We start from the raw sequence: 22,976 nt of genomic DNA on the forward strand, positions 1-22,976 counted from the left end.
GGTACGAAGGTCATCACGACTCCTCCTCCGGTCAGGACCGCACGCGCGGGTCGAGGGCGGCGTGCAGGGTGTCGGCGAGGAAGCCGGAGGCGAGCACCACCACGGCGGCGAACAGGTTCACGGCGACCACCGAGTTGACGTCCTGTTCGTTGATGGACTGGATGAACCACTCGCCCATGCCGTGCCAGCCGAAGATGGTCTCGGTGAAGGCGGCGCCGGTGAAGATGCCCAGGAAGCTGTAGGCGAACATCGTCGACATCGGGATCACCGCGGTGCGCAGACCGTGCCTGACCAGCGCGCGACCGCGGGTGAGGCCCTTGGCCTCGGCGGTGCGCAGGTAGTCGGAGCCGAGCACGTCGAGCATGGTGCCGCGCTGGTAGCGGCTGTACGTGGCGAGGCCGCCGAGTGCCAGCGACAGGGTGGGCAGCAGCAGGTGCAGCGCCCAGTCGCCGAGGTGGGCCCCGAACCCGCCGTTCAGGCCGGGGGTCTCGTACCCGGTGAAGGGGACGACCTCGTGGCCGGCCACGTCCTTGGCGGCGATGGCGCCGTTCTTCAGGAGCAGCGCCACCAGGAAGACGGGGGTGGAGAGCATGGCGAAGGAGAAGACGGTGAGCAGCCGGTCGGATATCCGGTACTGGCGGACCGCGCTCCACGCCCCGGCGGCGACGCCGAGGGCCATGCCGAGCAGGCTGCCGATCAGCAGCAGGCGCAGCGAGACCCAGACCCGGCGGCGGAAGTCGTCGAGCACCGGGGTGTCGTGGATGGTGCGGCCGAGGTCGCCGTGGAGCAGCAGGCCGCCGGCCCAGTGGCCGAAGCGTTCGACGACCGGGGTGTGGTCGTTGATGTTGAGCTCGGTGAGCTGCCGTTCGACCGATGCGGCGGCCGGACGGGGCACCTTGGACTCGAAGTAGGTGCGCGGCTGGAGGGCGGCGGCGGAGAGCGCGTACGCCAGGAACACGGCGGCTGCCAGCAGGATCGCGTAGTAGCCGAGCCGCTTCGCCAGGTAACGGAGCATCAGCGGCCGCCCGGGGTGGGGGCGGGGCCGACGCGTCTGGTGGGCATCGGGTGGTGGCCTTCGGTCGGGGGCCCTGGTCGGGCGGTGTGAGGAAGCTGCAGGTCAGAGTGTTGCACCGGCGCGCGGCCGGGGTGTTGCCGCAGTGTTGCGGCCTGTTTCGTTTGGATCAGGTGTGAACTCCAACCCCTGGTACTAGAACTGATCGGCTGTTACGTTCTGCTCGCTCGGCACCGACTTGGCTGCCCACGCTCAAGCCTCGCCACACCTCGCGATGCCCAAGCGTCACCTCTCGTCCCACACCCGCCTCACCATCTGTCGGATTTCACGGGGAGAACCCTCATGGACGCTTCCACCAGCACGCCCCGCCGCCGCCTCGGCCGGGCCGTCGTGCTCACCCTCGCCGTCGCGCTGGCGGCGACCGCCTGCAGCTCGGGCGGTGGTGGCTCGGCCGACAAGGTGGCCAAGAGCGAGCCGCCGCGGCAGGGGGCGATCGACATCAACGCCAAGCCGGTGGACCAACTGCGCGACGGCGGCGAGGTGCGGTTCCCGCTCTACCAGTGGATCACCCAGTGGAACCCGCTCCAGGTGGACGGCCGGTACGGCGACGCGGTGGAGATCATGCGGGCCCTGGAGCCCGAGCTCTTCACCACCGACGAGAGCGGCACCTTCAAGCCGGTCGCCGACTACCTGCTGGAGGCGAAGGTCACCTCGACCTCCCCGCAGGTGGTCACCTACAAGCTCAACCCGAAGGCCAGGTGGTCGGACGGCAAGGCGCTCGGCTACCTGGACTTCAAGGCGGACTGGGAGGCGACCAACGGCAGGAAGGACGGCTACAACATCGCCGACTCCTCCGGCTACGAGCTGATCTCCGGCGTCGAGCAGGGCGCGGACCCGAGCGAGGTCAAGGTGACCTTCTCGGAGCCGTACGCGGACTGGCAGAACCTGTTCCGCCCGCTGATCCCGGCGGCCGGGATCGGCTCCGCGGACGACTTCAACAAGGGCTGGGTGGAGAAGATCCCGATCACCGCCGGCGCGCTGAAGATCGGCACCGCGGACAAGACGGCGCAGACCATCACGCTGGTGCCCGACCCCAACTGGTGGGGCGAGAAGCCCAAGGCGGACAAGGTCACCTTCCGGGTGATGTCCCAGTCGGCGACCACCCAGGCCTTCCTCAACAACGAGATCGACTACGCCACGGCCGGGACGGCGACCGCGTACGGGCAGCTCAAGGACGCCAAGGACACGGTGATCCGGACCGCCAGCCCGTGGGACGAGGTGCACATCTCCTTCGGCGGCGGCGGCCCGCTGGCCGACCAGAAGGTGCGCCAGGCGCTCGGCAAGGCGCTGGACCGCTCCTCGCTGATCAAGATCGCCAACAACGGTGTGCCGGTGGAGTTCAAGCCGCTCGGCAACCACATCTTCATGCCCAACCAGACCGGCTACCAGGACAACTCCGGCGAGTGGGCCAGGTTCGACCTGGCCGCCGCGAAGAAGACGCTGGACGAGGTGGGCTGGAAGGAGGCGGGCGCCGGCCAGCCGCGTACCAGGGACGGCCAGTCGCTGACCCTGCACTGGGTGGTCAACGACGCCACCCCGCAGGCCCAGCTGGACCTCGCGACCGCCGCCCAGTCGATGTGGCTGGCGGCCGGGGTCAAGGTCGAGATCGACAAGGTCCCGAGCAGCGACTTCTTCACCAAGTACGTGAACCCGGGCAAGTTCGAGATCGCCAGCTGGCGCAACACCGACTCGTTCCCGCTCTCCAGCAGCCTCGCGAACTTCCGGCTGCCGCAGGGCGACAACGTCTTCGGCAACTACTCCAAGCTCGGCACCCCCGAGATCGACGCCCTGCTGAAGCAGGCCGCGGGGACGGTCGACCCGGTGGAGGCCGCGAAGCTGTACAACCAGGCCGACGCCAGGATCTGGGAGCTGGGCCACACCGTCGAGCTCTACCAGCGGCCGACGGTGGTGGCGGCCCGCAAGGGCCTGGCCAACTACGGCGCGTTCGGCCTGGCGGGCGTGGACTACGCCAAGGTGGGCTGGGAGAAGTAGCCCGTCCGGCGGCACGCCCTGCGGCGGCGCCCGGGGGCGGGTGCGCGGGGTGCGGCGGAATGCGGGGGCGCGGCGGCACGGCGGGCTCTGGCGAGCAGCGCGGTGATCACGGGGCCGGTGGTGCGGACACGGTCGGGACGGCTGCGCCGCCCCCTGTGTCCCGCCACCGGCCTTGACCTTCCGCGTTGCCCGCAGGCCGCCCTTGTCGCCGGGGCCCTCCGGATCCGGCCCGGGCCGGGCCGGATCCGCTCGCTCCGACCGCTTCCAACCGGGGACGAATCTAGCGGTGCGATCCACCCGGGCGCGGCCCGCGGCGCGGGGCGCGCCCGGAAACCCGCCGAGCTGTCACCCGGTTCGCGCACCACGGCGTCAACTGTCGCTGACGGCACGGCAGAACGGGCGAAACCGGCGTGTTCGGCGTGCCGCGCCAGACCGCCGGGGGTGCGTGCACCGGGGCCGGGCCGCTGCCAGGATTCGCGGGGACAGTGCAGCCGTCCCCCTCCCAAGTCCCGGAGCCCCGCCCATGACCAGCGATTCCGCCGCGGCACCCCGCCCGCACCACGTCGATTCGCGCCCGGTGCAGCGGATGACCCCGCGCAGTCGGGACGAGCCGCACCGGGTCGCCACCCCGCTGGAACTCTTCTTCGACCTCTGCTTCGTGGTCGCGGTCGGCCAGGCGGGCCGGGCGCTCGCGCACGACCTCGCCGCCGGGCACTACGGGGACGGCCTGACCGGCTACGTCTTCGCCTTCTTCGCCATCTGGTGGGCCTGGATGAACTTCACCTGGTTCGCCTCCGCATACGACTGCGACGACGTCCCGTACCGGGTCACCACCCTGGTCCAGATCGCCGGCGTGCTGATCCTCGCCGCCGGGGTGCCCCGGATGTTCGCCGACCAGGACCTGGTGCTCTCGGTGGTCGGCTACGTGGTGATGCGCCTGGCCATGGTCACCCAGTGGCTGCGCGCGGCGGCCAGCGAGGAGGGCCCGGCGCGCACGGTCGCGCTGCGGTACGCGGTCGGCATCACCTGCTGCCAGATCGCCTGGGTGGTGGTGCTGGCGCTGCCGCACAGCGTCCGGCCGTACGTCATCCCGCTCGGCATCCTGGCCGAGCTGTCCGTGCCGGTGATCGCCGAGCTGCGCACCCAGACCAGCTGGCACCCGCACCACATCGCCGAGCGGTACGGCCTGTTCACACTGATCGTGCTCGGCGAGACGGTGGCGGCGGCCACTGTGGCCGTGCAGTCGGCGGTGGACGAGCACGAGGGGCTGACCCGGCTGCTCCCGGTGGCGGCCGGCGGCCTGCTGATCTGCTTCTCGGCCTGGTGGATCTACTTCGCCCGGTCCGTCCACGAGCACCTGCGCTCCAACCGGCAGGCGTTCCTGTGGGGTTACGGCCACTACGTGGTGTTCGGCTCGGCGGCCGCGATCGGCTCGGGCCTGGAGGTGGCGGTGGAGTCGGCGGTGCACAAGGCGCACATCTCGCCGACGGCGGCCACCGCGACGGTGACCGTCCCGACCGCGGTCTACCTGTTCACGGTGTGGCTGCTGCACGCCCGGCACGTCAAGAGCGGCGCCTCGCAGGCGCTGCTGCCGATCGCCTCGGTGGCGGTGCTGGCCTGCACCGCGGCCGGCGGGTCCGGGGTGCTGGTGGCGGGCCTGGTGTGCGCGGCGACGGTGGCGACCGGCGTGGCGCTGCACGCCCGCGAGGGCGGCTGACCCTCGCGGGCGGGCGGGGCCTCGCGCACCGGCTGGGCCTCGCGTACCTGGGCCTCGCGCATCGGGGCGACCGCGCGCACCGGTTGGACCCCGCGGACCGGCGGGGTCTCGCGCGGGTGCGGGCCCAGCAGGTGGTGCAGCACGCCCTCGTGCTGCCCCAGCCAGGCCAGATACGTCGGGTTGACCCGGGCCAGGTCCAGGTAGGCGGCGCGCAGCTCGCCGTACAGCGCGTCGAGCGCGGGCGGGCTGAGCGCGCGCGGCCGCCAGGCGAGCAGCAGCCGCACGGCCAGCGGGTCGCCGTGCACCGGCCGGACGACCGTGCCGGGCCCGGGGACGGAGGTCGGCTGGCAGGGGCGGACGGCCTCGCCGGAGGCGACCAGCTCGGCGGCGGTCGCGTTGTCGCGGACCTGGACCACCCGCGGGTTGAGCCCGGCCTCGGTGAAGACCCGGCGCATCGCCGCGTACTCGTGGTCGGCGGTCGGGTCCACCATCCAGGTGTCCTCGGCCAGGTCGGCCAGATGGACGACGGGCGAGCCGGCGGCCGGGTGGTCGTGGGCGAGCGCGACGAACTGCGGCTCACGGGCCATCAGGACGCGGTGCTCGGCGTCCGGCGGGACCTTCAGCGGGAAGCCCTCGCTCTCGTGCACGAAGGCGACGTCCAACTGGTCGGCGGCGACCATCCGCAGCAGGGCGTTGGCGGAGATGTCCACGTGGATGGTGGTGTCCGTCTCCGGCAGCCGCTCGTGCACCCGGCGCAGCCAGGCCGCCACCGCGCGGCTGCCGACGCTGCCGATCCGCAGCCGGCGCTTGCGCTCGGTGCTTCCGGCCTCCCGGGCCTCCTGGCGGGCGGCGGCGACCAGCGCGGCCATCTCGGCGATCACCGGCCGGGCCCGGGACAGCACCGAGTGGCCGAGCGCGGTGGGCCGGCTGCCGGTCTGCTCACGGGTGAACAGCGTTCCGCCGATGGCCCGTTCGATCCGGTGCAGCTGGGTGGTGAGCGAGGGCTGGGTCATGCCGAGGTGCAGCGCGGCCTTGCGGAGGCTGCCGGTGTCGGCGATCGCGCACAGCACCCGGAGGTGTCTCACGTCGAGCTCCACCTTGGGAGCATAACGGCGCATCCCGGTCTCGCCAAGGACATGACACGTGTGGGAATGGCCCGGCCGGACGGACGGGGCCCTATTGGCTGGTGCTATCACCGGTTGACATCATCCGCCGGGCCCGCGCACTGACCGAAGCTCTGGGGCAGCAGGAATCATCCGGTGCCCCGCGACCGGCCCCCACCGGCCGCGGCATTCGCATACACGGAGCCCCCACATGAACCGCATCACGCGTACGCTGTCCGCTGCCCTCGGCCTGGCCCTCGCCGCCGGTGTGGCCGCCCTGCCCACGACGGCCGCCGCCGCGCCCGTCCAGGGCTACACCGCCACCAACACCTACGCCGGCTCGGCCGCCGAGGACGCCGACAACCAGGCGTTCTACGAGGCCGTGATGAAGTCGGCGCGGGCCAAGCAGGCGGCGACCCCGTACCTGAAGGTCGTCACCGTGACCTACGACGCCAGCAGCGCCCCGACCTTCCGCACCCAGATAGCCCAGAGCGCGCAGATCTGGAACGGCTCGGTCTCCAACGTCCAGCTGCGTTCCGGCTCCGCCGCCGACTTCCGCTACTACGAGGGCAACGACTCGCGCGGCTCCTACGCGAGCACCAACGGGCACGGCGGGGGCTACATCTTCCTCGACTACGCCCAGAACCGTCAGTACAACTCCACCCGGGTCACCGCGCACGAGACCGGTCACGTGCTCGGCCTGCCGGACCACTACTCCGGCCCCTGCAGCGAGCTGATGTCCGGCGGCGGCCCCGGCACCTCCTGCACCAACCCCTACCCGAACTCCACCGAGCGCAGCCGGGTGAACTCCCTCTGGGCCCGCGGCTGATCCGCTGAAAGCCGGTCCGGCCCGGCCGCTCCCCGGAGCGGCCGGGCCGGACCTGTCGGTGCCGCGTGCGAGCATGCGGGCGAAGACCGACCCGCCGACCACGAGGTGCCACCGCCATGCCGCTGTCCGTCCCCGACCGCCTGGCCGACCTGCCGTACGCCCACCTGCTGCGGACCCACACCGGCCCGCTGCGCACCGACGAGCGCTACGACACCGTCCACTTCGAGGGCGGGGAGTACCTCGACCAGGCGGCGGGCGGCGCGACCTTCCTGGAGTGCGCCTTCACCGGCGTCTCGCTGAGCGGGGCCAAGCTCCGCCGGGCCCGCTTCAACGAGGTCTGGGCGCAGGCCGGCCGCTGGGTGGCCTGCGAACTGGTGGAGAGCGAGTGGCAGGACAGCGCGTTCGTCGGCGGGGTGCTGGCCGGGGTGGCGGCGCACGGCTCGGCGCTGCGCCGGGTGGTGTTCCGCGGCTGCAAGCTGGAGGCGGTCAACCTGCGCGCGGCCGTCCTGCGGGACGTGGTCTTCGAGGACTGCCTGCTGCGCGACGTGGACTTCGGCGACGCCAAGCTCACCGACGTCTCCTTCCCCGGCTCCACCCTGGAGGAGGTCCGGCTGCGCGGGGCGAAGCTGGCCAGGACGGACCTGCGCGGGGCGGTCGCCCTCGGTCTCACCGACGGTCCGGAGGGGCTGCGCGGCGCGCTGATCAGCTCCCCCCAACTCCTGGAGCTGGCGCCGCAGTTCGCCCATGCCCTGGGCATCACCGTGCAGGACCGGTGAACGGTCGGTGCGGGTGTCCGCACCGACTCCCCGTTCAGCCCCCGGTCGCCTGGTGACGGCGGGGCGAACAGTCCGCCAACCCTGACCCGGCCCCCTGGTGGGCCCGCTCCGGCGGGGTGGAGGATGCTGCGCGATCGATGAGCCCCAACTTGTGTGCACAACATCGCCAGCGAAGGGACGGGCCGCACTGATGGCCGAGCTGAGTCGTAGGAAGTTCGTGACGTTGTCGGGCGCCGCCGCGGCGGGGGTGGCGGTAGCCGGCACCCTCGGCGCCGGCCAGGCGCAGAGCGCGCCCACCGCGGCGGCGCCGTCGGCGGCGCTGTCGCAGACCGGTACCATCGCGGACGCGCAGCACATCGTCATCCTGATGCAGGAGAACCGCAGCTTCGACCACTACTTCGGGATGCTGCGGGGCGTGCGCGGCTTCGCCGACCGCAGCGCGATCCAGATCGCGGGCGGCAACAGCGTCTTCAACCAGCCCAACGGACTGCTCGGCCGGCAGTACCCGTGGCAGTTCAGCGCCACCAAGCCGGCCGGCGGCGCCGACCCCGAGCGCCTGGCCCAGTGCAACGGCGACCTCGCGCACGGCTGGTCCGACCAGCACAAGGCCTGGAACAGCGGGAAGATGGACTCCTGGGTCGCCGCCAAGGGCAACGTCCGCACGCTCGGCTACCTCACCCGCCAGGACATCCCGTTCCACTACGCGCTCGCCGAGAACTGGACCATCTGCGACGCGTACTTCTGCTCCGTCCTCAGCGCCACCGGCCCCAACCGCACCTACCACTGGAGCGGCCAGATCGACCCGGCCGGCAGCGCGGGCGGCCCCGCCTACGACGGCGGCGACGAGAAGGGCCTGCGCTGGCAGACCTACGCCGAGGCGCTGGAGAACGCCGGGGTGAGCTGGAAGCTCTACCAGAACGCGGCCGACAACTACGGCGACAACGCGCTGGCGTACTTCACCCAGTTCTCCGGCGCGCCCGCGGGCAGCCCGCTCGCCGTCAAGGGCATGGGCTCCGTCCCCAGGACGACCGGCCGGACGCCGGACGACATCGTCGCCGCGATCCGGGCCGACGTCGTGAACGGCACGCTCCCGCAGGTCTCCTGGATCGTCCCCGACCAGGGCTCCTCCGAGCACCCGTACTCCACGCCCGCCGACGGCGCGCACTTCGTCCACAACGTGATCGACGCGCTGAACGCCAACCCGGACGTCTTCAACTCCACCGTCCTCTTCCTCAACTACGACGAGAACGACGGCTTCTTCGACCACGTCCCGCCGCCCACCGCCCCGGCCGGCACCCCCGGCGAGTTCTACAACGGCACCAACATCGGCCTCGGCTTCCGCGTCCCGATGATCGCCATCTCGCCCTGGACCCGCGGCGGCTGGGTGAACTCCGAGGTCTTCGACCACACCTCGGTGCTGCGCTTCCTGGAGCGGTGGACCGCCGCCATCGGCAAGCCCGCCACCTGCCCCAACATCAGCGACTGGCGCCGCCGGGTGTGCGGAGACCTCACCAGCGCATTCGACTTCGCCCACCCGGTCTACGGCCTGCCCGCCCTGCCCAACACCGACGCGGTGATCGGCATGTCCAGCTGCGGCCCGCTGCCCAACCCGGCGCCGGTCGACAACCGGCTGCCTGTGCAGGAGTCCGGCACCCGCCAGGCCCGCGCCCTGCCGTACCAGTCGAACGCCAACCTGGACCACCTGGAGTTCGGCTCCGGCGGCGTCATCAAGGTCTGGCTGAAGATGGCCAACGAGGGCGCCGAGGCCCGGAAGTCGGCGCACTTCGCGGCCTACGCCAACGCCTACCGCAGCGGCGGCCCCTGGCAGTACACCGTCGACCCCGGCGGCAACCAGAGCGACTTCTTCAACTGCGGTACCAGCTACGGCAGCGGCCAGTACGACCTCTCGGTGGTCGGCCCCAACCGCTTCCTGCGCCGCTTCAAGGGCGATGCCACCAAGGCGGGCAAGAACGCGGCCGTCACCGCCTCGTACGCGGTCGAGCCGGGCACCGGGAAGCAGGCGCTCTACCTCCGGCTCGCCAACACCGGCGGTACGCCGCTGACCTTCACCATCGCCTCCAACAACTACCGGACGGACGGCCCCTGGACGTACCAGGTCCCGGCCGGCGGCAGCGTCAGCGACTTCTTCAACGCGGTCGCCTACACCAACGGCTGGTACGACTTCACCGTCACGGTGGACGCGGACGCGACCTGGTCGCAGCGGTTCACCGGCCACCTGGAGACCGGTACGGCCAGCATCAGCGGCTGACACCGGGGGCGGACGGCCGGCGGGGCCCCGGGGACCACGGATCGTGGACCTCCCGGGGCCCCGCCGTCGTCGGCCCCGACCGTGCCCGACGGCGCGCCCCGACGGCGAACCCCGACCGCGCGCCCCGGGCCACGGCACGGCGCCGCCCCGCGCAGCGGATGCGGTCCGCCGCCCCCGGTGTGAGAGTGGGGGCAGCCCGGAAGTCGTCCGGAGGAGGAGTCATGGGCATCTTCGACAGGTTCCGCCACAAGGCGCACGGCGGCGCCGAGGAGGCCAGGTCCTCGCTCGGCGGGGGAGCCGAGCAGGACACCACCGCGATGACGGACGCCGCACAGCGCGCCGCCCTCGCCCACGACGAGGCCGCCGACGCGTTCAGCGTCGACACGGAGAAGGCCCGCGAGGCGGCCCAGGCCGCCGACCTGGCCGAACACGACGCGGAGGAGCGGGCCCGCGAGGAGATGACCGCCGAGGGCGACCCCTGGGACTGACCGCACCCGTGACGCCGTAGGGCGCGCCCGCAGGCCGGGCGCGCCCCCTCGTCACGCCCGCGTGCCCGTGCCGGGCGTCACGCCCGCGGCGGCAGCGGCGGGCGCCGCAGGTCCGGACGCGGGGTGTCGTCCGGGGGCGGGACGGCGGCCGGGGCGTCCTCCAGCAGCTCCAGCGCCAGCCGCACCGCCGTGACCAGTTCGATGTGCCGCCCCCGGGCCCAGTCCTGCGGGGTCCGCAGCACGTGCACGTCCGGCTCCACCCCGTGGTTCTCCACCGACCAGCCGAGTCCGCCGGTGAACCAGGAGGCGTTCTTCGGCACCGAGATCTGCGTCCCGTCGCCGAGCGTGTGCCGCCCGGTCATCCCGACCACCCCGCCCCAGGTGCGGTTGCCCACCACCGGGCCCAGCCCCAGCAGTCTGATCGCCGCGATGACCACGTCGCCGTCCGAGCTGGTGGCCTCGTCGGCGAGCGCCACCACCGGCCCGCGCGGGGCGTCCCGCGGCCACCGCACCGGTTGGCGCCCCCTGCTGAAGTCCCAGGCGAGCACCCGCCGGGTGAGCTTCTCCAGGACCAGCTCCGAGACGTTGCCCCCGGCGTTGCCGCGGACGTCCAGGACCAGTGCGGGCTTGTCCAGCTCCCGCCGCAGGTCCCGGTTGAACTGCGCCCAGCCGGAGCCGCCGAGGTCGGGGATGTGCAGGTAGCCGCACCGCCCGTCGCTGAACTCCCGGACCAGGGAGCGCCGTTTGGCCACCCAGTCCTGGTAGCGGATGGCCCGCTCGTCGGTCAGCGGGGTGACGGCGATCCGCCGGATCCGGCCCTCGGGCCCGCTGCGCAGGGTGAGCTCGACGGTGGTGCCGCCGGTGCCGACCAGCAGCGGCTCCGGGCCGCGCAGCGGGTCCACCGGGCGCCCGGCCACCGCCAGCAGCTCGTCGCCGTCCTGCACGCCGTGGGTGGCCAGCGGGGCGCGGGCGCGCGGGTCGGAGGACTCGCCGGCCAGTACCCGGTCGACCAGCCAGCGCCCGTCGGGGGACCGGTGGGCGTTGGCGCCGAGCAGCCCCAGCGGCTGCTGGGTGAGCGCGGGCCCCTCGCCGCGCCGGGACGGCGTGACGTAGGCGTGCGAGGTGCCGAGTTCGCCGAGCAGCTCGCGCAGCAGGTCGGCGAAGTCGTCCGGTCCGGCGACGCGCTCCAGCAGCGGCTCGTACTGCTCGACCAGCGCGGGCCAGTCCAGCCCGGACATGCCGGCGTCCCAGAACTGGTCGCGGACGATCCGGGCCGCCTCCCCGTACGCCTGGCGCCATTCGGCGGCCGGGTGCACGGTGTGGGTGATCCGGCGCAGGTCGACGGTGGTCGCGGCGGAGGGGGCGGAGACCGGGACGATCCGCAGCGTGCCGCTCGAGTAGACCGCGACGGAGCCGCCGTCGCCGGAGACCGCGTAGCCGTCCAGCTTGTCGACCAGGGTGGTGCGGGTGCCCCGGGCCAGGTCGAAGTACTCCAGCGAGGGGCGCCCCGAGGTGTCGTCCGGACTGGCGAAGGTCTGCCCGAGGGTGCCGGAGATCGGCCAGCGCAGCCAGACCAGGCCGCCGCGCACCGCGTCGGTGGCCGAGTACTTGGAGGCGATCACCGGGAACTGCACCAGCCGCTCGGCGATGCCCTGCGGCTCCACCTCGACGGTGCCGTCGCCGCCGCCGTCGCCGCGCGGGGCGCCGTCCTCGGCGGGGGCGGCGAACGGCGAGGGGGTGTCGGCGGTCAGCGGGACGAGGTAGGGGCGGCAGCCGAGCGGGAAGGAGAGGTCGCCGGTGTGCACGTCGTGGACGGGGTCGAAGCCCCGCCAGGAGAGGAAGGCCAGGTAGCGGCCGTCCCGGGTGAACACCGGCTGCTCGTCCTCGAACCGGCCGTCGGTGACCTCGGTGATCGCCGCGGGCCCGTCGGTGCGGGTGAGCCGGATCCGGCGCAGCGAGCGCCCGGCCACCGGCTGCGACCAGGCGATCCACCGAGAGTCGGGGGAGAAGCGGGCGGCGGAGACCGGGCCGTGGCCGGAGGCGGCCAGTTCGCGGACCTCGCCGTCGGCGGCGCCGACCAGCAGCAGCCGTCCGTCGGAGGCGGCGACGGCCAGCCGCGCGCCGTCGGGGGAGGCGGTGAGCTCCAGGACCCGGCCGAGCCGCCCGCCGGCGAGCAGCCGGTGCCCGTGCTGGGCGGGGGCGCCCTCGTGGCCGGGCAGCGGGACGATCTCGACCGCGTCCGCGCCCTGCGCGTCGGTGATCCAGGCGGCCTCGCCGGTGTGGCCGAGCACGACCGGCAGCCGGGTGCGCACGCCCGGGGTGTCGGCGAGCGCCCGGGCCGGGCCGTCCCGGTGGGTCAGCCAGTACTGGCTGCCGCGGACGGTGATCACCCCGGCGCGGCCGGTCTGGTCGCAGGCGAGGTCCTTGACGTGGGAGGCGGCGCTCACCTGGTAGGGCCGGCGCCCGGCCCGGGCGCCGCCGAGCGGCACCCGCAGCCGGCGGGGCGCGGGGGCGTCCAGGCCGTCCAGCAGCCAGAGGTCGCCGGCGTGCTGGTAGACGATCCGGGTGCCGTCGGTGGCGGCCTCGCGGGCGTAGTAGGAGGCGTGGTCGGTGTGCCGGCGCAGGTCGGTGCCGTCGGGGCGGCAGGAGTAGAGGTTGCCGATGCCCTCGTGGTCCGAGAGGAAGGCGATCCTGGGCCCGCCGGGCCCGCCGACCGGCATCGGGGAGGCGAGGTGGCCGCGGTGGTCGGGGAGGATCCGCTCGCCGTCCACCCAGAGCCGCCCGGTGGCGCCGCCCCGGTAGCGCTTCCAGGCGGCGGGTTCGTGCGGTGCCGAGCCGGTGAGCAGCACGGTGTGCGCCCGGCTCATCTGGGCGTCGCCGACCGGCCCCCAGGGCATCCGGTGCCCGGGTGAGCCGTCCGGCGGCAGCGCGTGTGCCCAGGTGTAGTGGCCGAAGGGCTCGTGGCGCGAGGTGACGGCGAGCACCTCGCCGTCCGGCAGCCAGCCGCGGACCCGGGTGTCCTGGCTGCCCCAGTGGCTGAGCCGGGCGGCCGCGCCGCCCTCGACGGGGGCCGTCCACACCTCGGGGGTCAGGCTCTGCCAGCTGGTCCAGGCGAGGGTCCGCCCGTCGGGGGAGAACCGGGGGTGGCTGACCCGGGTGCGGTCGCAGCCGACCCGCCAGGCCCGCCCGGCGGAGCCGTCGGGGGCGAGCGGCGCGATCCAGACGTCGTCCTCGGCGGTGAACGCCAGCAGGTCCCCGTACAGGTGGGGGTAGCGGAGGTAGCCGGGTGACGTCACCCCTCCATGGTTCGACGGGGTGTCACGTCCGGCAACCGGACGCGGTGCTGGCAGGCCCGCCGCCGGTGTGTCCCGAACACGCCCACCGGTCTGGACCATTGACACCGCCCGGCCGAATCCACTTCAGTGGTCTAGTCCAAATAGGGTGCGCGGTCGGGCCGAACCCCCACTGGCACGTACCTTCGGCGCGCCCTCGGACGTCCCCCACGATTCGCGCCCCCGCAGGAGTCCCCCGCATGCGCAGAACAGCACCCGTACCCGCCGCCGCCCCGGCCCGCCGCCCCCGTACGCTGCTCGCGGCCGGAACCGCCTCGGCCGTCGCCGCCGCCACCATGGTCGGCCTCACCCTGGGCCTCGCGCCCGCCGCATCGGCCGGGGAGTTCCTGGTCAACGGCGGCTTCGAGAGCGGCGCCCTGAACCCCTGGAGCTGCACCGGAGGCACCGGCAGCGTCGTCACCGGCCAGTCGCACGGCGGCGGCTACGCGCTGGCGGCGGCCGCCTCGGCGAGCGACAGCGCCCGGTGCGCCCAGACCGTCGCGGTCGCCCCCAACACCACCTACACGCTCAGCGCGTACCTCAAGGGCTCGTACGTCTACCTCGGCGTGGACGGCGGCACCAGCACCTGGACGCCCGGCACCGGCGGCGCGTACCAGAAGCTCAGCGTCGCCTTCACCACCGGAGCCAACCAGACCAGCGCCACCGTGTACACGCACGGCTGGTACGGGCAGGGCACGTACTACGCGGACGACGTCTCGCTGGACGGCCCGGGCGCGCCCACCGCCACGCCCACGGTGACCCAGTCGCCCACCGCGACGGCCTCCCCGACGGTGACGCCCACCGCGACGGCCTCCCCGACGGCGACCGCCACCGCGACCTCCTCCCCGACGGCCACCGTCTCCCCGACCGCGCCGCCCCCCGGCGGCCACTCGCTGGTCGGCTACCTGCACGCCAGCTTCGCCAACGGCGCCGGCTACACCCGGATGGCCGACGTCCCGGCCTCGTGGGACTTCATCAACCTCTCCTTCGGCGAGCCGACCTCCGTCACCTCCGGGGACATCCGGTTCAACCGCTGCCCGGCCACCGAGTGCCCGACCGTCGAGTCCGACGCCGACTTCAGGGCCGCCATCGCGGCCAAGCGGGCCCAGGGCAAGAAGGTCCTGATCTCGATCGGCGGCCAGAACGGCCAGGTCCAGCTCACCACCGCGGCCGCCCGCGACACCTTCGTCAGCTCGGTCTCGGCGATCATCGACAAGTGGGGCCTGGACGGCCTCGACATCGACTTCGAGGGCCACTCGCTCTCCCTCAACACCGGCGACAACGACTTCAAGAACCCGACCAGCCCGGTCGTCGTCAACCTGATCTCCGCGCTGAAGACCCTGAAGGCCAAGTACGGCGCGGGCTTCGTCCTCACCATGGCCCCGGAGACCTTCTTCGTCCAACTCGGCTACCAGTACTACGGATCCGGCCCCTGGGGCGGCCAGGACCCGCGGGCCGGCGCCTACCTGCCGGTCATCTACGCCCTGCGGGACGACCTCACCCTGCTGCACGTCCAGGACTACAACTCCGGCTCCATCATGGGCCTGGACAACCAGTACCACTCGATGGGCGGCGCCGACTTCCACGTCGCCATGACCGACATGCTGCTCAAGGGCTTCCCGGTCGCGGGCAACACCGGCAACGTGTTCCCCGCGATCCCCGCCTCCAAGCTCGCCATCGGCATGCCCGCCACCACCAACGCCGGCAACGGCTACGTGGCCCCCGCCGAGGTCAACAAGACCCTGGACTGCCTCACCAGGCTCGCCAACTGCGGTACCTACGTGCCCAAGTCGGGTGCCCAGCCCGGCCTGCGCGGCCTGATGACCTGGTCGATCAACTGGGACCAGTTCGGCGGCCGGGAGTTCTCGAAGAACTTCGACGGCTACTTCCACCGCTGACCGCCGCGCCGGGCGCCGGACGGGGCCCGCCCCCTCCGGCGCCCGGTGTCGTCCCGGCACCGGTCAGCGGTCCGCCCGGACCGCCTCCAGGTACTCGGCGATCGCGTCCCGGTTGCGGGTGAGGAACCGGATCCGCTCGCTCATCCCGGCCAGCTCGTGCTCCAGGGTGGCGATCATCTCCGGGGTGGCGTCCGGGAAGTGGATGATCCGGGGCTTGTCCAGACAGGGCAGGATCTGTTTGATGATGCGGGTCGGCAGGCCGGAGTCGAGGAGCCCGCGGATCTGCAGCACCCGGTCGACCGAGGGATCGTCGTACTCGCGGTAGCCGTTGGGGGAGCGGTCGGCCAGGATCAGGCCCTGCTCCTCGTAGTAGCGCAGCAGCCGCCGGGACGTCCCGGTCCGCTCGGACAGCTCCCCGATCCGCATGTGACCCACCCCACAGCCGAGCACGTTGACCCTCACATCAATGTGAGGGTTCGAGCATAGTCGCCATGCGGACCACAGAGCTACCAACCACCGTAGACCAGCGGGGACTTCCCGTGCCGGCCCTGCTGGCGCTGGCCACCGCCGTCTTCATCACGGCCCTCACCGAGACCCTGCCCGCCGGCGTCCTGCCCGCGATGAGCGCCGACCTCGGGGTGAGCGAGTCCGCCGCCGGCCAGTCGGTCACCATCTACGCGATCGGCACGGCGGCCACCGCCATCCCGCTCACCGCGGCCACCGCGGGGTGGCCCCGCAGGCGGCTGCTGCTCAGTGCGATGGCCGGGTTCGCCGCGGCCAACACCGTCACCGCCCTCTCCGCCAGCTACCCGCTGACCATGGCCGCCCGGTTCGTGGCCGGGGTCGCGGCCGGCCTCGCCTGGGCGCTGCTCGCCGGGTACGCCCGCCGACTGGCGCCGGTGGCGCTCCAGGGCAAGGCGATCGCCATCGCGATGACCGGCGCACCGCTCGCGCTGTCCCTGGGCGTCCCGGCCGGGACCTTCCTCGGCAAGCTGCTCGGCTGGTGGGTGGCGTTCCTGATCATGACCGTACTGGCCGTCGGCGTGATCGCCTGGATCGCGGCGGCGGTACCCGACCACCCCGGCCAGGAGCGGGCCGAACGGACCCCGGTCCTTCGGGCCCTCGCCGTTCCGGGAGTGCTGCCGGTGCTGTTCACCACCTTCGTCTTCGTGCTGGCCCACACCGTGCTCTACACCTACATCGCCCCGTTCCTGGACCGGCTCGGGATGGGCGGCTCCACCGACGCCGTCCTGCTGGCCTTCGGCGTCGCCTCGCTGGTGGGCATCTGGTTCACCGGCGCCCACATCCACCGCCGGCTGCGCACGCTCACCGTCGCGAGCACCCTGCTCGTCGCGGCGGCGGCCGCGGTGCTGGCGGTCACGGCCGGCAGCCCGCTGCTGGTCCACCTCGCGGCGGTGCTCTGGGGCCTCGGCTGGGGCGGGATCCCCACCCTGCTGCAGACCGCCGTCGGCGACGCGGGCGCCGAGCACGCCGACGCCGCCCAGGCGATGCTGGTCACGCTCTGGAACGCGGCGATGGCGAGCGGCGGGGTGGTCGGCGGCCTGCTCCTCGACCGCTTCGGCTCGGACACCTTCCCCTGGACGGTCCTGGCGCTGATGGCCCCGGTCCTCGCGGTGGTCGTCGCCGCCCGCCGGCACGGCTTCCCGGCCGAGCGCGCCACCCGGTGAGCACCGCCAGGCCGCCGTTCCCCCGGGTGCCCGCCCCGCCCCCGGGGGACCGGCGTGTCCAGCAAGCCCGAAGCAATCCGCCGCGAAATGACGACCTATCATCCATCCATGGCCTCAGCTCAGTTGATCCGCATCGTCTCCCGTTCCTCGCCGATGGCGCTCGCGCAGGTCGAGCGCGTCCGGGCCGAGCTCGCCGCCCTGCACCCGGGGCTGCGGACGGAGGTCGTCCCGGTGACCACCTCCGGGGACCGCTGGATGGGCGATCTGGCGCGACTCGGCGGGAAGGGCGCCTTCACCAAGGAGGTGGACGAGGCGCTGCTCGCCGGGGAGGCGGACCTCGCGGTGCACTGCCTCAAGGACGTGCCCGCCGACCGCCCGCTGCCCGCCGGGACGGTCTTCGCGGCCTACCTGCGGCGCGACGACATCCGCGACGCGGTCGTCCACCCGGGCGGGCTCACCCTCGACGAGCTCCCGGGCGGCTCCCGGATCGGCACCTCCTCGGTGCGCCGCCGGGCCCAGCTCGCCGCCTCGCACCCGCACCTGACCTGCGTGCCGATCCGCGGCAACGCCAACAGCCGGCTGGCCAAGCTGGCGGCCGGGGACGCCGACGCGCTGCTGCTGGCCGCCTCCGGGCTGGAGCGGATCGGGGAGCAGGCGCGGATCACCGAGATCCTCCCGGTGGAGACGATGTGCCCGCCGATCGGCGCGGGTGTCCTCGCCCTCCAGTGCCGGGAGGAGGACACCGCCACCATCGAGGCCGTGACCGGCCTCGGCCACCACGAGACCTGGCGCGAGGCGAGCGCCGAGCGGATGTTCCTGCACGTCCTGCAGGGCCACTGCAACTCGCCGATCGCCGGCTACGCCAAGGCCGAACCGGACGGCCGGCTCTCGCTGCGGGGCCGGGTGTTCTCCCCGGACGGCAAGCGGATCCTGGACGCCCACGAGTGGGCCGGCTCGCTCACCCCCGAGGACCTCGGCACCGCGACGGCCCTCGCGCTGAAGCGGCAGGGGGCGTCCGAGCTGATCGCCGCCATCCCGCACTGACCGGTGCGCCGCTCCGCGCCCCCGCGGGGCGCGGAGAAACGCCGGAAGGCCCCTCGCTTTCGCAAGGGGCCTTCCGGCTGTCTGTGCGCCGCCAGGGACTCGAACCCCGGACCCGCTGATTAAGAGTCAGCTGCTCTAACCAACTGAGCTAGCGGCGCCTGCTGACGAGGAAGACATTACCTGGTCAGCGGCTGAAACTCGAAATCGGGCCGGGTCGGGGCCGGCCCTCAGGGCACCAGCACGACCTTGCCCCGGACGTGCCCGGTGCCGACCATGCGGTGCGCGTCCGCGGCCCGCCCCAGCGGGAAGGTGTCGGCGATCTCCAGCCGCAGCCCGCCGTTCTCCCAGAGCCCGACCAGCTCGGCCAGCCGGGCGGCGTTCCGCTCGGTGCGCAGGGCGCGCAGCCCGAGCCGGTCGGCGGTGGCGAAGTCGGCGATGGTGGCGATCCGGTCGCGGTCGGCGACCAGCTCGACGGAGGCCTCCAGCGCGCCGCGCCCGGCGGCGTCGAAGGCCGCGTCCACGCCCTGCGGCGCCACCGCGCGCACCCGCTCGACCAGGCCCTCGCCGTAGACCACCGGTATCGCGCCCAGCTCGCGCAGGTAGTCGTGGTTGCGCTCGCTCGCCGTGCCGATCACCGTGGCGCCCCACGCCCGGGCGAGCTGGACGGCGACCGTGCCGACGCCGCCGGCGGCGCCGTGGACCAGCACGGTGTCGCCCTTGCCGACCTTCAGTGCGGTGAGCCCGGTGTGGGCGGTCTGGCCGGAGGCGGAGAGCGACCCGGCCTGCTCCCAGGGCATGCCGGACGGCTTGGCGGCCAGCTGGGTGCCGTCCACCGTGACGAACTCGGCGTGGCTGCGGAGCAGCCGGAAGCCCAGCACCTCGTCGCCGACCTTCCAGCCGGAGCCGCCGGGGCCGACCTGGTCGACCACCCCGGCGAACTCGTTGCCCGGGACGACCGGCGGCTCGACCGCGACGCCCGGCGGGGCCCAGCCCTCCCGGACGGCCAGGTCGGCGGGCTGCACCCCGGCCGCGTAGACCCGCACCCGCACCTCGCCGGGCCCGGCCGACGGCGTGGGCACCTCGGCGACCCGCAGTACCTCCGGGCCGCCGAACTCGGGAACGGTGACTGCCTTCATGGGAAGTTCCTGCCTCTCTGCCGGTACGTGATCCGCTCCTGTGATGATCGGATTTGAAGTGGGCTTGAGGTCAACCCCTACTCGGCGTGTTGCGACAGTCGGGTGCATTGTCAGATTTATCCTTGGCGGCGGCCCGGACCTCGTCCGGCCGTGCACGTCTGATCGCCAGCGAGAGGAGCCTCCCCGTGGGCCAGCTGCCCCTGCTCTTCCTGGTGCTGCTCGCCTCCGTGGTGACCATGCCGCTGGCCCGCCGGACCGGTGTACCGCAACCCGTGCTGATGACCCTGCTCGGCATCGTGATGGCGGTGATCCCGCAGATCCCCGACATCGCCATCGACCCCGACCTGATCCTGCCGCTGGTCCTGCCGCCGCTGATCTTCGCCGTCGCCCGGCGCTCCTCGGTCCGCTACTTCCGGGCGAACGTCCGCTCCATCCTGCTGCTCGCCGTCGCCCTCGTCGTGGTCACCACGGTCGCGGTGGCCGGAACCGTCCACTGGCTGCTGCCGGCGCTGCCCGTCGCGGCCGCCATCGCCGTCGGCGCGCTGGTCTCGCCGCCCGACCCGGTCGCCGCCGTCGCGGTGGCCGGCAGCGTCGGGCTGCCCCGCCGACTGGTGTCGATCCTGGAGAGCGAGGGCCTGTTCAACGACGTCACCGCGATCGTGATCTACTCGCTGGCCATCGACGCGGTGGTCTCCGACGACTTCTCCATCGACCACGCCGTCCTGCGCTTCGTGCTCTCGGCGGTGGTCGCCGTCGCCGTCGGCGTCGCCCTCGGCTGGCTCAACGCCAAGCTCGCCTCCTTCCTGGAGGACCCGACCCAGCAGGTCGCGCTCAACCTGCTGGTGCCCTTCGCCGCCTACACCCTGGCCGAGGAGATCCACGGCTCCGGCGTGCTCGCCGTCGTGGTCTGCGCGCTCTACCTCGCCGAACGGGCCGCCGAGGCCGACGCGGTCTCCTACCGGCTGGTCGGCAACGCCTTCTGGGAGATCGTCGAGATCCTGATCACCGGCGTCGCCTTCGGCCTGATCGGCCTGGAGCTGGCCACCGTCCTCAAGGAGGCCGGCACCGGCTGGACCGGCATGCTCGGCGACGCGGCCACCGTCATCGCCGTCGTGGTCGTGGTCCGGCTGCTGTGGCTGCTGCCGGCCGGCTGGCTCTCCAAGCGGCTGCGGGCCGGCTCCGAGGAGGACACCCCGATCAGCTGGCAGGAGAGCGTGGTGCTCTGGTGGTCCGGGATGCGCGGGGTGGCCACCGTCGCCCTCGCCCTGGCCATCCCGCTGACCGACCACTCCGGCGAGGGCTTCCCCGAGCGCGGCCGACTGGTCTTCATCGCCTTCAGCGTCGTCCTGTTCACCCTGCTGGTCCAAGGCCTCACGCTGCCCTGGCTGGCCAAGCGGCTGCACCTGGACATCGACCAGGACAAGCACGAACAGGCGGTGCGCCAGCTCTGGTGGCGGGCCGCCAAGGCCGGACTGACCCGGCTCGGCGAACTGGAGGAGCAGGACAAGCTGCCCGCCGAGGTGGCCGACCGCCTGCGGGACCGTCAGCACGACCGGCTGGCCCGGCTCTGCCCGGAGAAGTACGCCGAGGAGGAGGCCTATGAGGCGAAGCTGCGGCTCGGCCAGTGGCGCGCCGCGTACACCGTCGAGCAGGAGATGATCGCCGCCTCCCGGCGCGAGATGCTGGCCGCCCGCAGCGAGCTCGGGGCCGACCCGGAGCTCGTCGACCAGGTGCTTCGCGGGCTCGACCTGCGCTCGGAACGGAAGTGACGGGCCGTCCGGACCCGGCCGGCGGGCCGCGACCGGACGTGACCGAACGGAATGTGCGCAGCCGGTCCCGACGTTGCATAGGCTGACCCCGGGCAGGCCGTCAACGGAGTCGGCGCACCAGCCAGTACCCGCACGACCTCGCGAAAACCCTCCCGCCTGGCCCTGCCGGTATCTGCACCCAGATGAATCGAGGAGCCACCGATGTCGGAGACCCGTGCCGACTCCCGTACCCCGCTGGACCGCACCCCGCAGTGGGCCGCCCTCGGCAAGCACCGGGCGGAGCTCGGCGAGACGCACCTGCGCGAGCTGTTCGCCGCCGACCCGGAACGCGGCCGCCGCTACACCCTCCAGGTCGGCGACCTGCACGTGGACTACGCCAAGCACCTGGTGACGGACGAGACCCTCGCGCTGCTGCGCGAGCTCGCCGAGGCCACCGGCGTGGCCCGGCTGCGGGACGCGATGTTCCGCGGCGAGAAGATCAACACCACCGAGCAGCGCGCCGTGCTGCACACCGCGCTGCGCGCCCCCCGGGGCGCCGTGGTCGAGGTCGACGGCGAGAACGTGGTGCCCGCGGTGCACGCCGTCCTCGACCGGATGGCGGCCTTCGCCGAGCAGGTCCGCGGCGGCGAGTGGCGCGGCCACACCGGCAAGCGGATCACGGCGGTCGTCAACATCGGCATCGGCGGCTCGGACCTCGGCCCCGCGATGGCCTACGAGGTGCTGCGCTCCTACACCGCGCGCGACCTCGACGTCCGCTTCGTCTCCAACGTGGACGGCGCCGACCTGCACGAGGCCGTCCGCGACCTGGACCCGGCCGAGACGCTGTTCATCGTCGCCTCCAAGACCTTCACCACGATCGAGACCATCACCAACGCGGTCTCGGCCCGCGACTGGCTGCTCACCGGCCTCGGCGCCGGCACCGAGGCGGTGGCGAAGCACTTCGTCGCCCTGTCCACCAACGCCGAGGGCGTCTCGGACTTCGGCATCGACACCGCCAACATGTTCGAGTTCTGGGACTGGGTGGGTGGCCGCTACTCCTACGACTCGGCGATCGGCCTCTCGCTGATGATCGCCATCGGCCCGGCGGCCTTCCGCGAGATGCTCGACGGCTTCCACCTGGTCGACGAGCACTTCCGCACCGCGCCCGCCGAGGAGAACGTCCCGCTGCTGCTCGGCCTGCTCGGGGTCTGGTACGGCGCGTTCTTCGACGCCCAGGCGCACGCCGTGCTGCCGTACTCGCACTACCTGTCGAAGTTCACCGCCTACCTGCAGCAGCTGGACATGGAGTCCAACGGCAAGTCGGTGGACCGCGAGGGCAACCCGGTGACCTGGCAGACCGGCCCGGTGGTCTGGGGCACCCCCGGCACCAACGGCCAGCACGCCTACTACCAGCTGCTGCACCAGGGCACCAAGGTCATCCCGGCGGACTTCATCGGCTTCGCCGAGCCGGTCGCCGACCTGCCGGCCGGCCTGGTCGCCCAGCACGACCTGCTGCTGGCGAACTTCTTCGCCCAGACCCAGGCGCTGGCCTTCGGCAAGACGCCGCAGGAGGTCGAGGCCGAGGGCGTGCCGGCCGAGCTGGTGCCGCACAAGACCTTCAAGGGCAACCACCCGACCACCACGCTGCTGGCCGCCCGGCTGACCCCGTCGGTGCTCGGCCAGCTGGTCGCGCTCTACGAGCACAAGGTGTTCGTCCAGGGCGCGATCTGGAACATCGACTCCTTCGACCAGTGGGGCGTGGAGCTCGGCAAGGTGCTCGCCAAGCGGATCGAGCCGGTGCTGCTGACCGGTGAGGGCGCCGACGCGCTGGACAGCTCCACCGCCGAGCTGGTCGCCCGCTACCGCTCGCTGCGCGGCCGCTGA

The 22,976-nt window shown here is 73.1% G+C and carries 15 protein-coding genes, 1 tRNA gene and 1 pseudogene; 11 read left to right on the forward strand and 6 right to left on the reverse strand.

Translation table 11 applies throughout. The features are described 5' to 3' along the window. Positions 1–31 precede the first annotated feature (31 nt). Positions 32–1,015, reverse strand: coding sequence for an ABC transporter permease (locus tag ACGFZP_RS29685; RefSeq protein WP_392938940.1), 984 nt, complete (start codon positions 1,013–1,015; stop codon positions 32–34). A gap of 339 nt (positions 1,016–1,354) precedes the next feature. Here ACGFZP_RS29685 and ACGFZP_RS29690 point away from each other — a divergent pair, with 339 nt between their 5' ends. Continuing rightward, positions 1,355–3,064, forward strand: coding sequence for an ABC transporter family substrate-binding protein (locus tag ACGFZP_RS29690; RefSeq protein ID WP_392938941.1), 1,710 nt, complete (start codon positions 1,355–1,357; stop codon positions 3,062–3,064). A 523-nt stretch (positions 3,065–3,587) separates the two neighbouring features. Next, positions 3,588–4,781 (forward strand): low temperature requirement protein A, encoded by a 1,194-nt coding sequence (locus ACGFZP_RS29695; RefSeq protein WP_392938943.1) that lies wholly within the window; start codon positions 3,588–3,590, stop codon positions 4,779–4,781. A 266-nt stretch (positions 4,782–5,047) separates the two neighbouring features. Here the strand turns inward: ACGFZP_RS29695 and ACGFZP_RS29700 are convergent. Continuing rightward, positions 5,048–5,899 (reverse strand): annotated as a pseudogene (locus ACGFZP_RS29700) (LysR family transcriptional regulator); the annotation flags it as partial. A gap of 196 nt (positions 5,900–6,095) precedes the next feature. Between ACGFZP_RS29700 and snpA the strand changes: the two are divergent. The 4 genes from snpA to ACGFZP_RS29720 all read left to right on the forward strand — a co-directional run bounded on the left by snpA (position 6,096) and on the right by ACGFZP_RS29720 (position 10,246). Further along, positions 6,096–6,713: a snapalysin gene (gene snpA / locus ACGFZP_RS29705; RefSeq protein ID WP_392938945.1), complete on the forward strand. Its 618-nt coding sequence runs from the start codon at positions 6,096–6,098 to the stop codon at positions 6,711–6,713. A 116-nt stretch (positions 6,714–6,829) separates the two neighbouring features. Continuing rightward, a complete protein-coding gene (locus ACGFZP_RS29710; protein WP_392938946.1) occupies positions 6,830–7,489 on the forward strand; it encodes a pentapeptide repeat-containing protein in 660 nt (219 codons plus the stop codon). Positions 7,490–7,679: 190 nt separating this feature from the next. Next, complete coding sequence (locus ACGFZP_RS29715) at positions 7,680–9,758, forward strand: phosphocholine-specific phospholipase C (RefSeq protein WP_392938948.1); 2,079 nt, start codon at positions 7,680–7,682, stop codon at positions 9,756–9,758. 221 nt (positions 9,759–9,979) lie between these two features. Further along, positions 9,980–10,246, forward strand: coding sequence for a hypothetical protein (locus tag ACGFZP_RS29720; RefSeq protein WP_392938949.1), 267 nt, complete (start codon positions 9,980–9,982; stop codon positions 10,244–10,246). 77 nt (positions 10,247–10,323) lie between these two features. Here ACGFZP_RS29720 and ACGFZP_RS29725 read toward each other — a convergent pair whose 3' ends face one another. Further along, a complete protein-coding gene (locus ACGFZP_RS29725) occupies positions 10,324–13,542 on the reverse strand; it encodes a S41 family peptidase (protein WP_392938950.1) in 3,219 nt (1,072 codons plus the stop codon). Positions 13,543–13,874: 332 nt separating this feature from the next. Here ACGFZP_RS29725 and ACGFZP_RS29730 point away from each other — a divergent pair, with 332 nt between their 5' ends. After that, positions 13,875–15,476, forward strand: coding sequence for a chitinase (locus ACGFZP_RS29730; RefSeq protein ID WP_392939029.1), 1,602 nt, complete (start codon positions 13,875–13,877; stop codon positions 15,474–15,476). Positions 15,477–15,539: 63 nt separating this feature from the next. Here ACGFZP_RS29730 and ACGFZP_RS29735 read toward each other — a convergent pair whose 3' ends face one another. Beyond that, positions 15,540–15,902, reverse strand: a complete 363-nt coding sequence (locus tag ACGFZP_RS29735; RefSeq protein ID WP_392938952.1) for a MerR family transcriptional regulator — start codon at positions 15,900–15,902, stop codon at positions 15,540–15,542. A 65-nt stretch (positions 15,903–15,967) separates the two neighbouring features. Here ACGFZP_RS29735 and ACGFZP_RS29740 point away from each other — a divergent pair, with 65 nt between their 5' ends. Together ACGFZP_RS29740 and hemC are read left to right on the forward strand one after the other, a co-directional pair. After that, complete coding sequence (locus tag ACGFZP_RS29740; protein WP_392938954.1) at positions 15,968–17,164, forward strand: MFS transporter; 1,197 nt, start codon at positions 15,968–15,970, stop codon at positions 17,162–17,164. Positions 17,165–17,272: 108 nt separating this feature from the next. After that, positions 17,273–18,208, forward strand: coding sequence for a hydroxymethylbilane synthase (gene hemC / locus ACGFZP_RS29745; RefSeq protein ID WP_392938956.1), 936 nt, complete (start codon positions 17,273–17,275; stop codon positions 18,206–18,208). Between the two features lie 84 nt (positions 18,209–18,292). Here hemC and ACGFZP_RS29750 read toward each other — a convergent pair. Both ACGFZP_RS29750 and ACGFZP_RS29755 read right to left on the reverse strand, forming a co-directional pair. Further along, positions 18,293–18,366, reverse strand: a tRNA-Lys gene (locus ACGFZP_RS29750). A 69-nt stretch (positions 18,367–18,435) separates the two neighbouring features. Then, the gene (locus tag ACGFZP_RS29755) at positions 18,436–19,344 is read right to left on the reverse strand and encodes an NADP-dependent oxidoreductase (RefSeq protein ID WP_392938957.1); all 909 of its coding nucleotides are present in this window, start codon (positions 19,342–19,344) and stop codon (positions 18,436–18,438) included. A gap of 185 nt (positions 19,345–19,529) precedes the next feature. On the opposite strand from ACGFZP_RS29755, the gene ACGFZP_RS29760 reads away from it, so the two are divergent. After that, positions 19,530–21,113 (forward strand): Na+/H+ antiporter, encoded by a 1,584-nt coding sequence (locus ACGFZP_RS29760; RefSeq protein WP_392938959.1) that lies wholly within the window; start codon positions 19,530–19,532, stop codon positions 21,111–21,113. 201 nt (positions 21,114–21,314) lie between these two features. After that, entirely contained in the window at positions 21,315–22,976 is a 1,662-nt protein-coding gene (gene pgi, locus ACGFZP_RS29765) for a glucose-6-phosphate isomerase (protein WP_392938961.1), read from the forward strand.

Source organism: Kitasatospora sp. NPDC048239, from assembly GCF_043202015.1.
Taxonomy (GTDB): domain Bacteria; phylum Actinomycetota; class Actinomycetes; order Streptomycetales; family Streptomycetaceae; genus Kitasatospora.

Coding starts and splice junctions, on each gene's coding strand:
- ACGFZP_RS29730 (WP_392939029.1), top strand. CDS start 13,875: ATGGTCGGCCTCACCCTGGGCCTCGCGCCCGCCGCATCGGCCGGGGAG.
- ACGFZP_RS29695 (WP_392938943.1), top strand. CDS start 3,588: ATGACCAGCGATTCCGCCGCGGCACCCCGCCCGCACCACGTCGATTCG.
- ACGFZP_RS29715 (WP_392938948.1), top strand. CDS start 7,680: ATGGCCGAGCTGAGTCGTAGGAAGTTCGTGACGTTGTCGGGCGCCGCC.
- ACGFZP_RS29685 (WP_392938940.1), bottom strand. CDS start 1,015: ATGCTCCGTTACCTGGCGAAGCGGCTCGGCTACTACGCGATCCTGCTG.
- ACGFZP_RS29710 (WP_392938946.1), top strand. CDS start 6,830: ATGCCGCTGTCCGTCCCCGACCGCCTGGCCGACCTGCCGTACGCCCAC.
- hemC (WP_392938956.1), top strand. CDS start 17,273: ATGGCCTCAGCTCAGTTGATCCGCATCGTCTCCCGTTCCTCGCCGATG.
- pgi (WP_392938961.1), top strand. CDS start 21,315: ATGTCGGAGACCCGTGCCGACTCCCGTACCCCGCTGGACCGCACCCCG.
- ACGFZP_RS29690 (WP_392938941.1), top strand. CDS start 1,355: ATGGACGCTTCCACCAGCACGCCCCGCCGCCGCCTCGGCCGGGCCGTC.
- ACGFZP_RS29735 (WP_392938952.1), bottom strand. CDS start 15,902: ATGCGGATCGGGGAGCTGTCCGAGCGGACCGGGACGTCCCGGCGGCTG.
- ACGFZP_RS29720 (WP_392938949.1), top strand. CDS start 9,980: ATGGGCATCTTCGACAGGTTCCGCCACAAGGCGCACGGCGGCGCCGAG.
- ACGFZP_RS29755 (WP_392938957.1), bottom strand. CDS start 19,344: ATGAAGGCAGTCACCGTTCCCGAGTTCGGCGGCCCGGAGGTACTGCGG.
- snpA (WP_392938945.1), top strand. CDS start 6,096: ATGAACCGCATCACGCGTACGCTGTCCGCTGCCCTCGGCCTGGCCCTC.
- ACGFZP_RS29740 (WP_392938954.1), top strand. CDS start 15,968: ATGCGGACCACAGAGCTACCAACCACCGTAGACCAGCGGGGACTTCCC.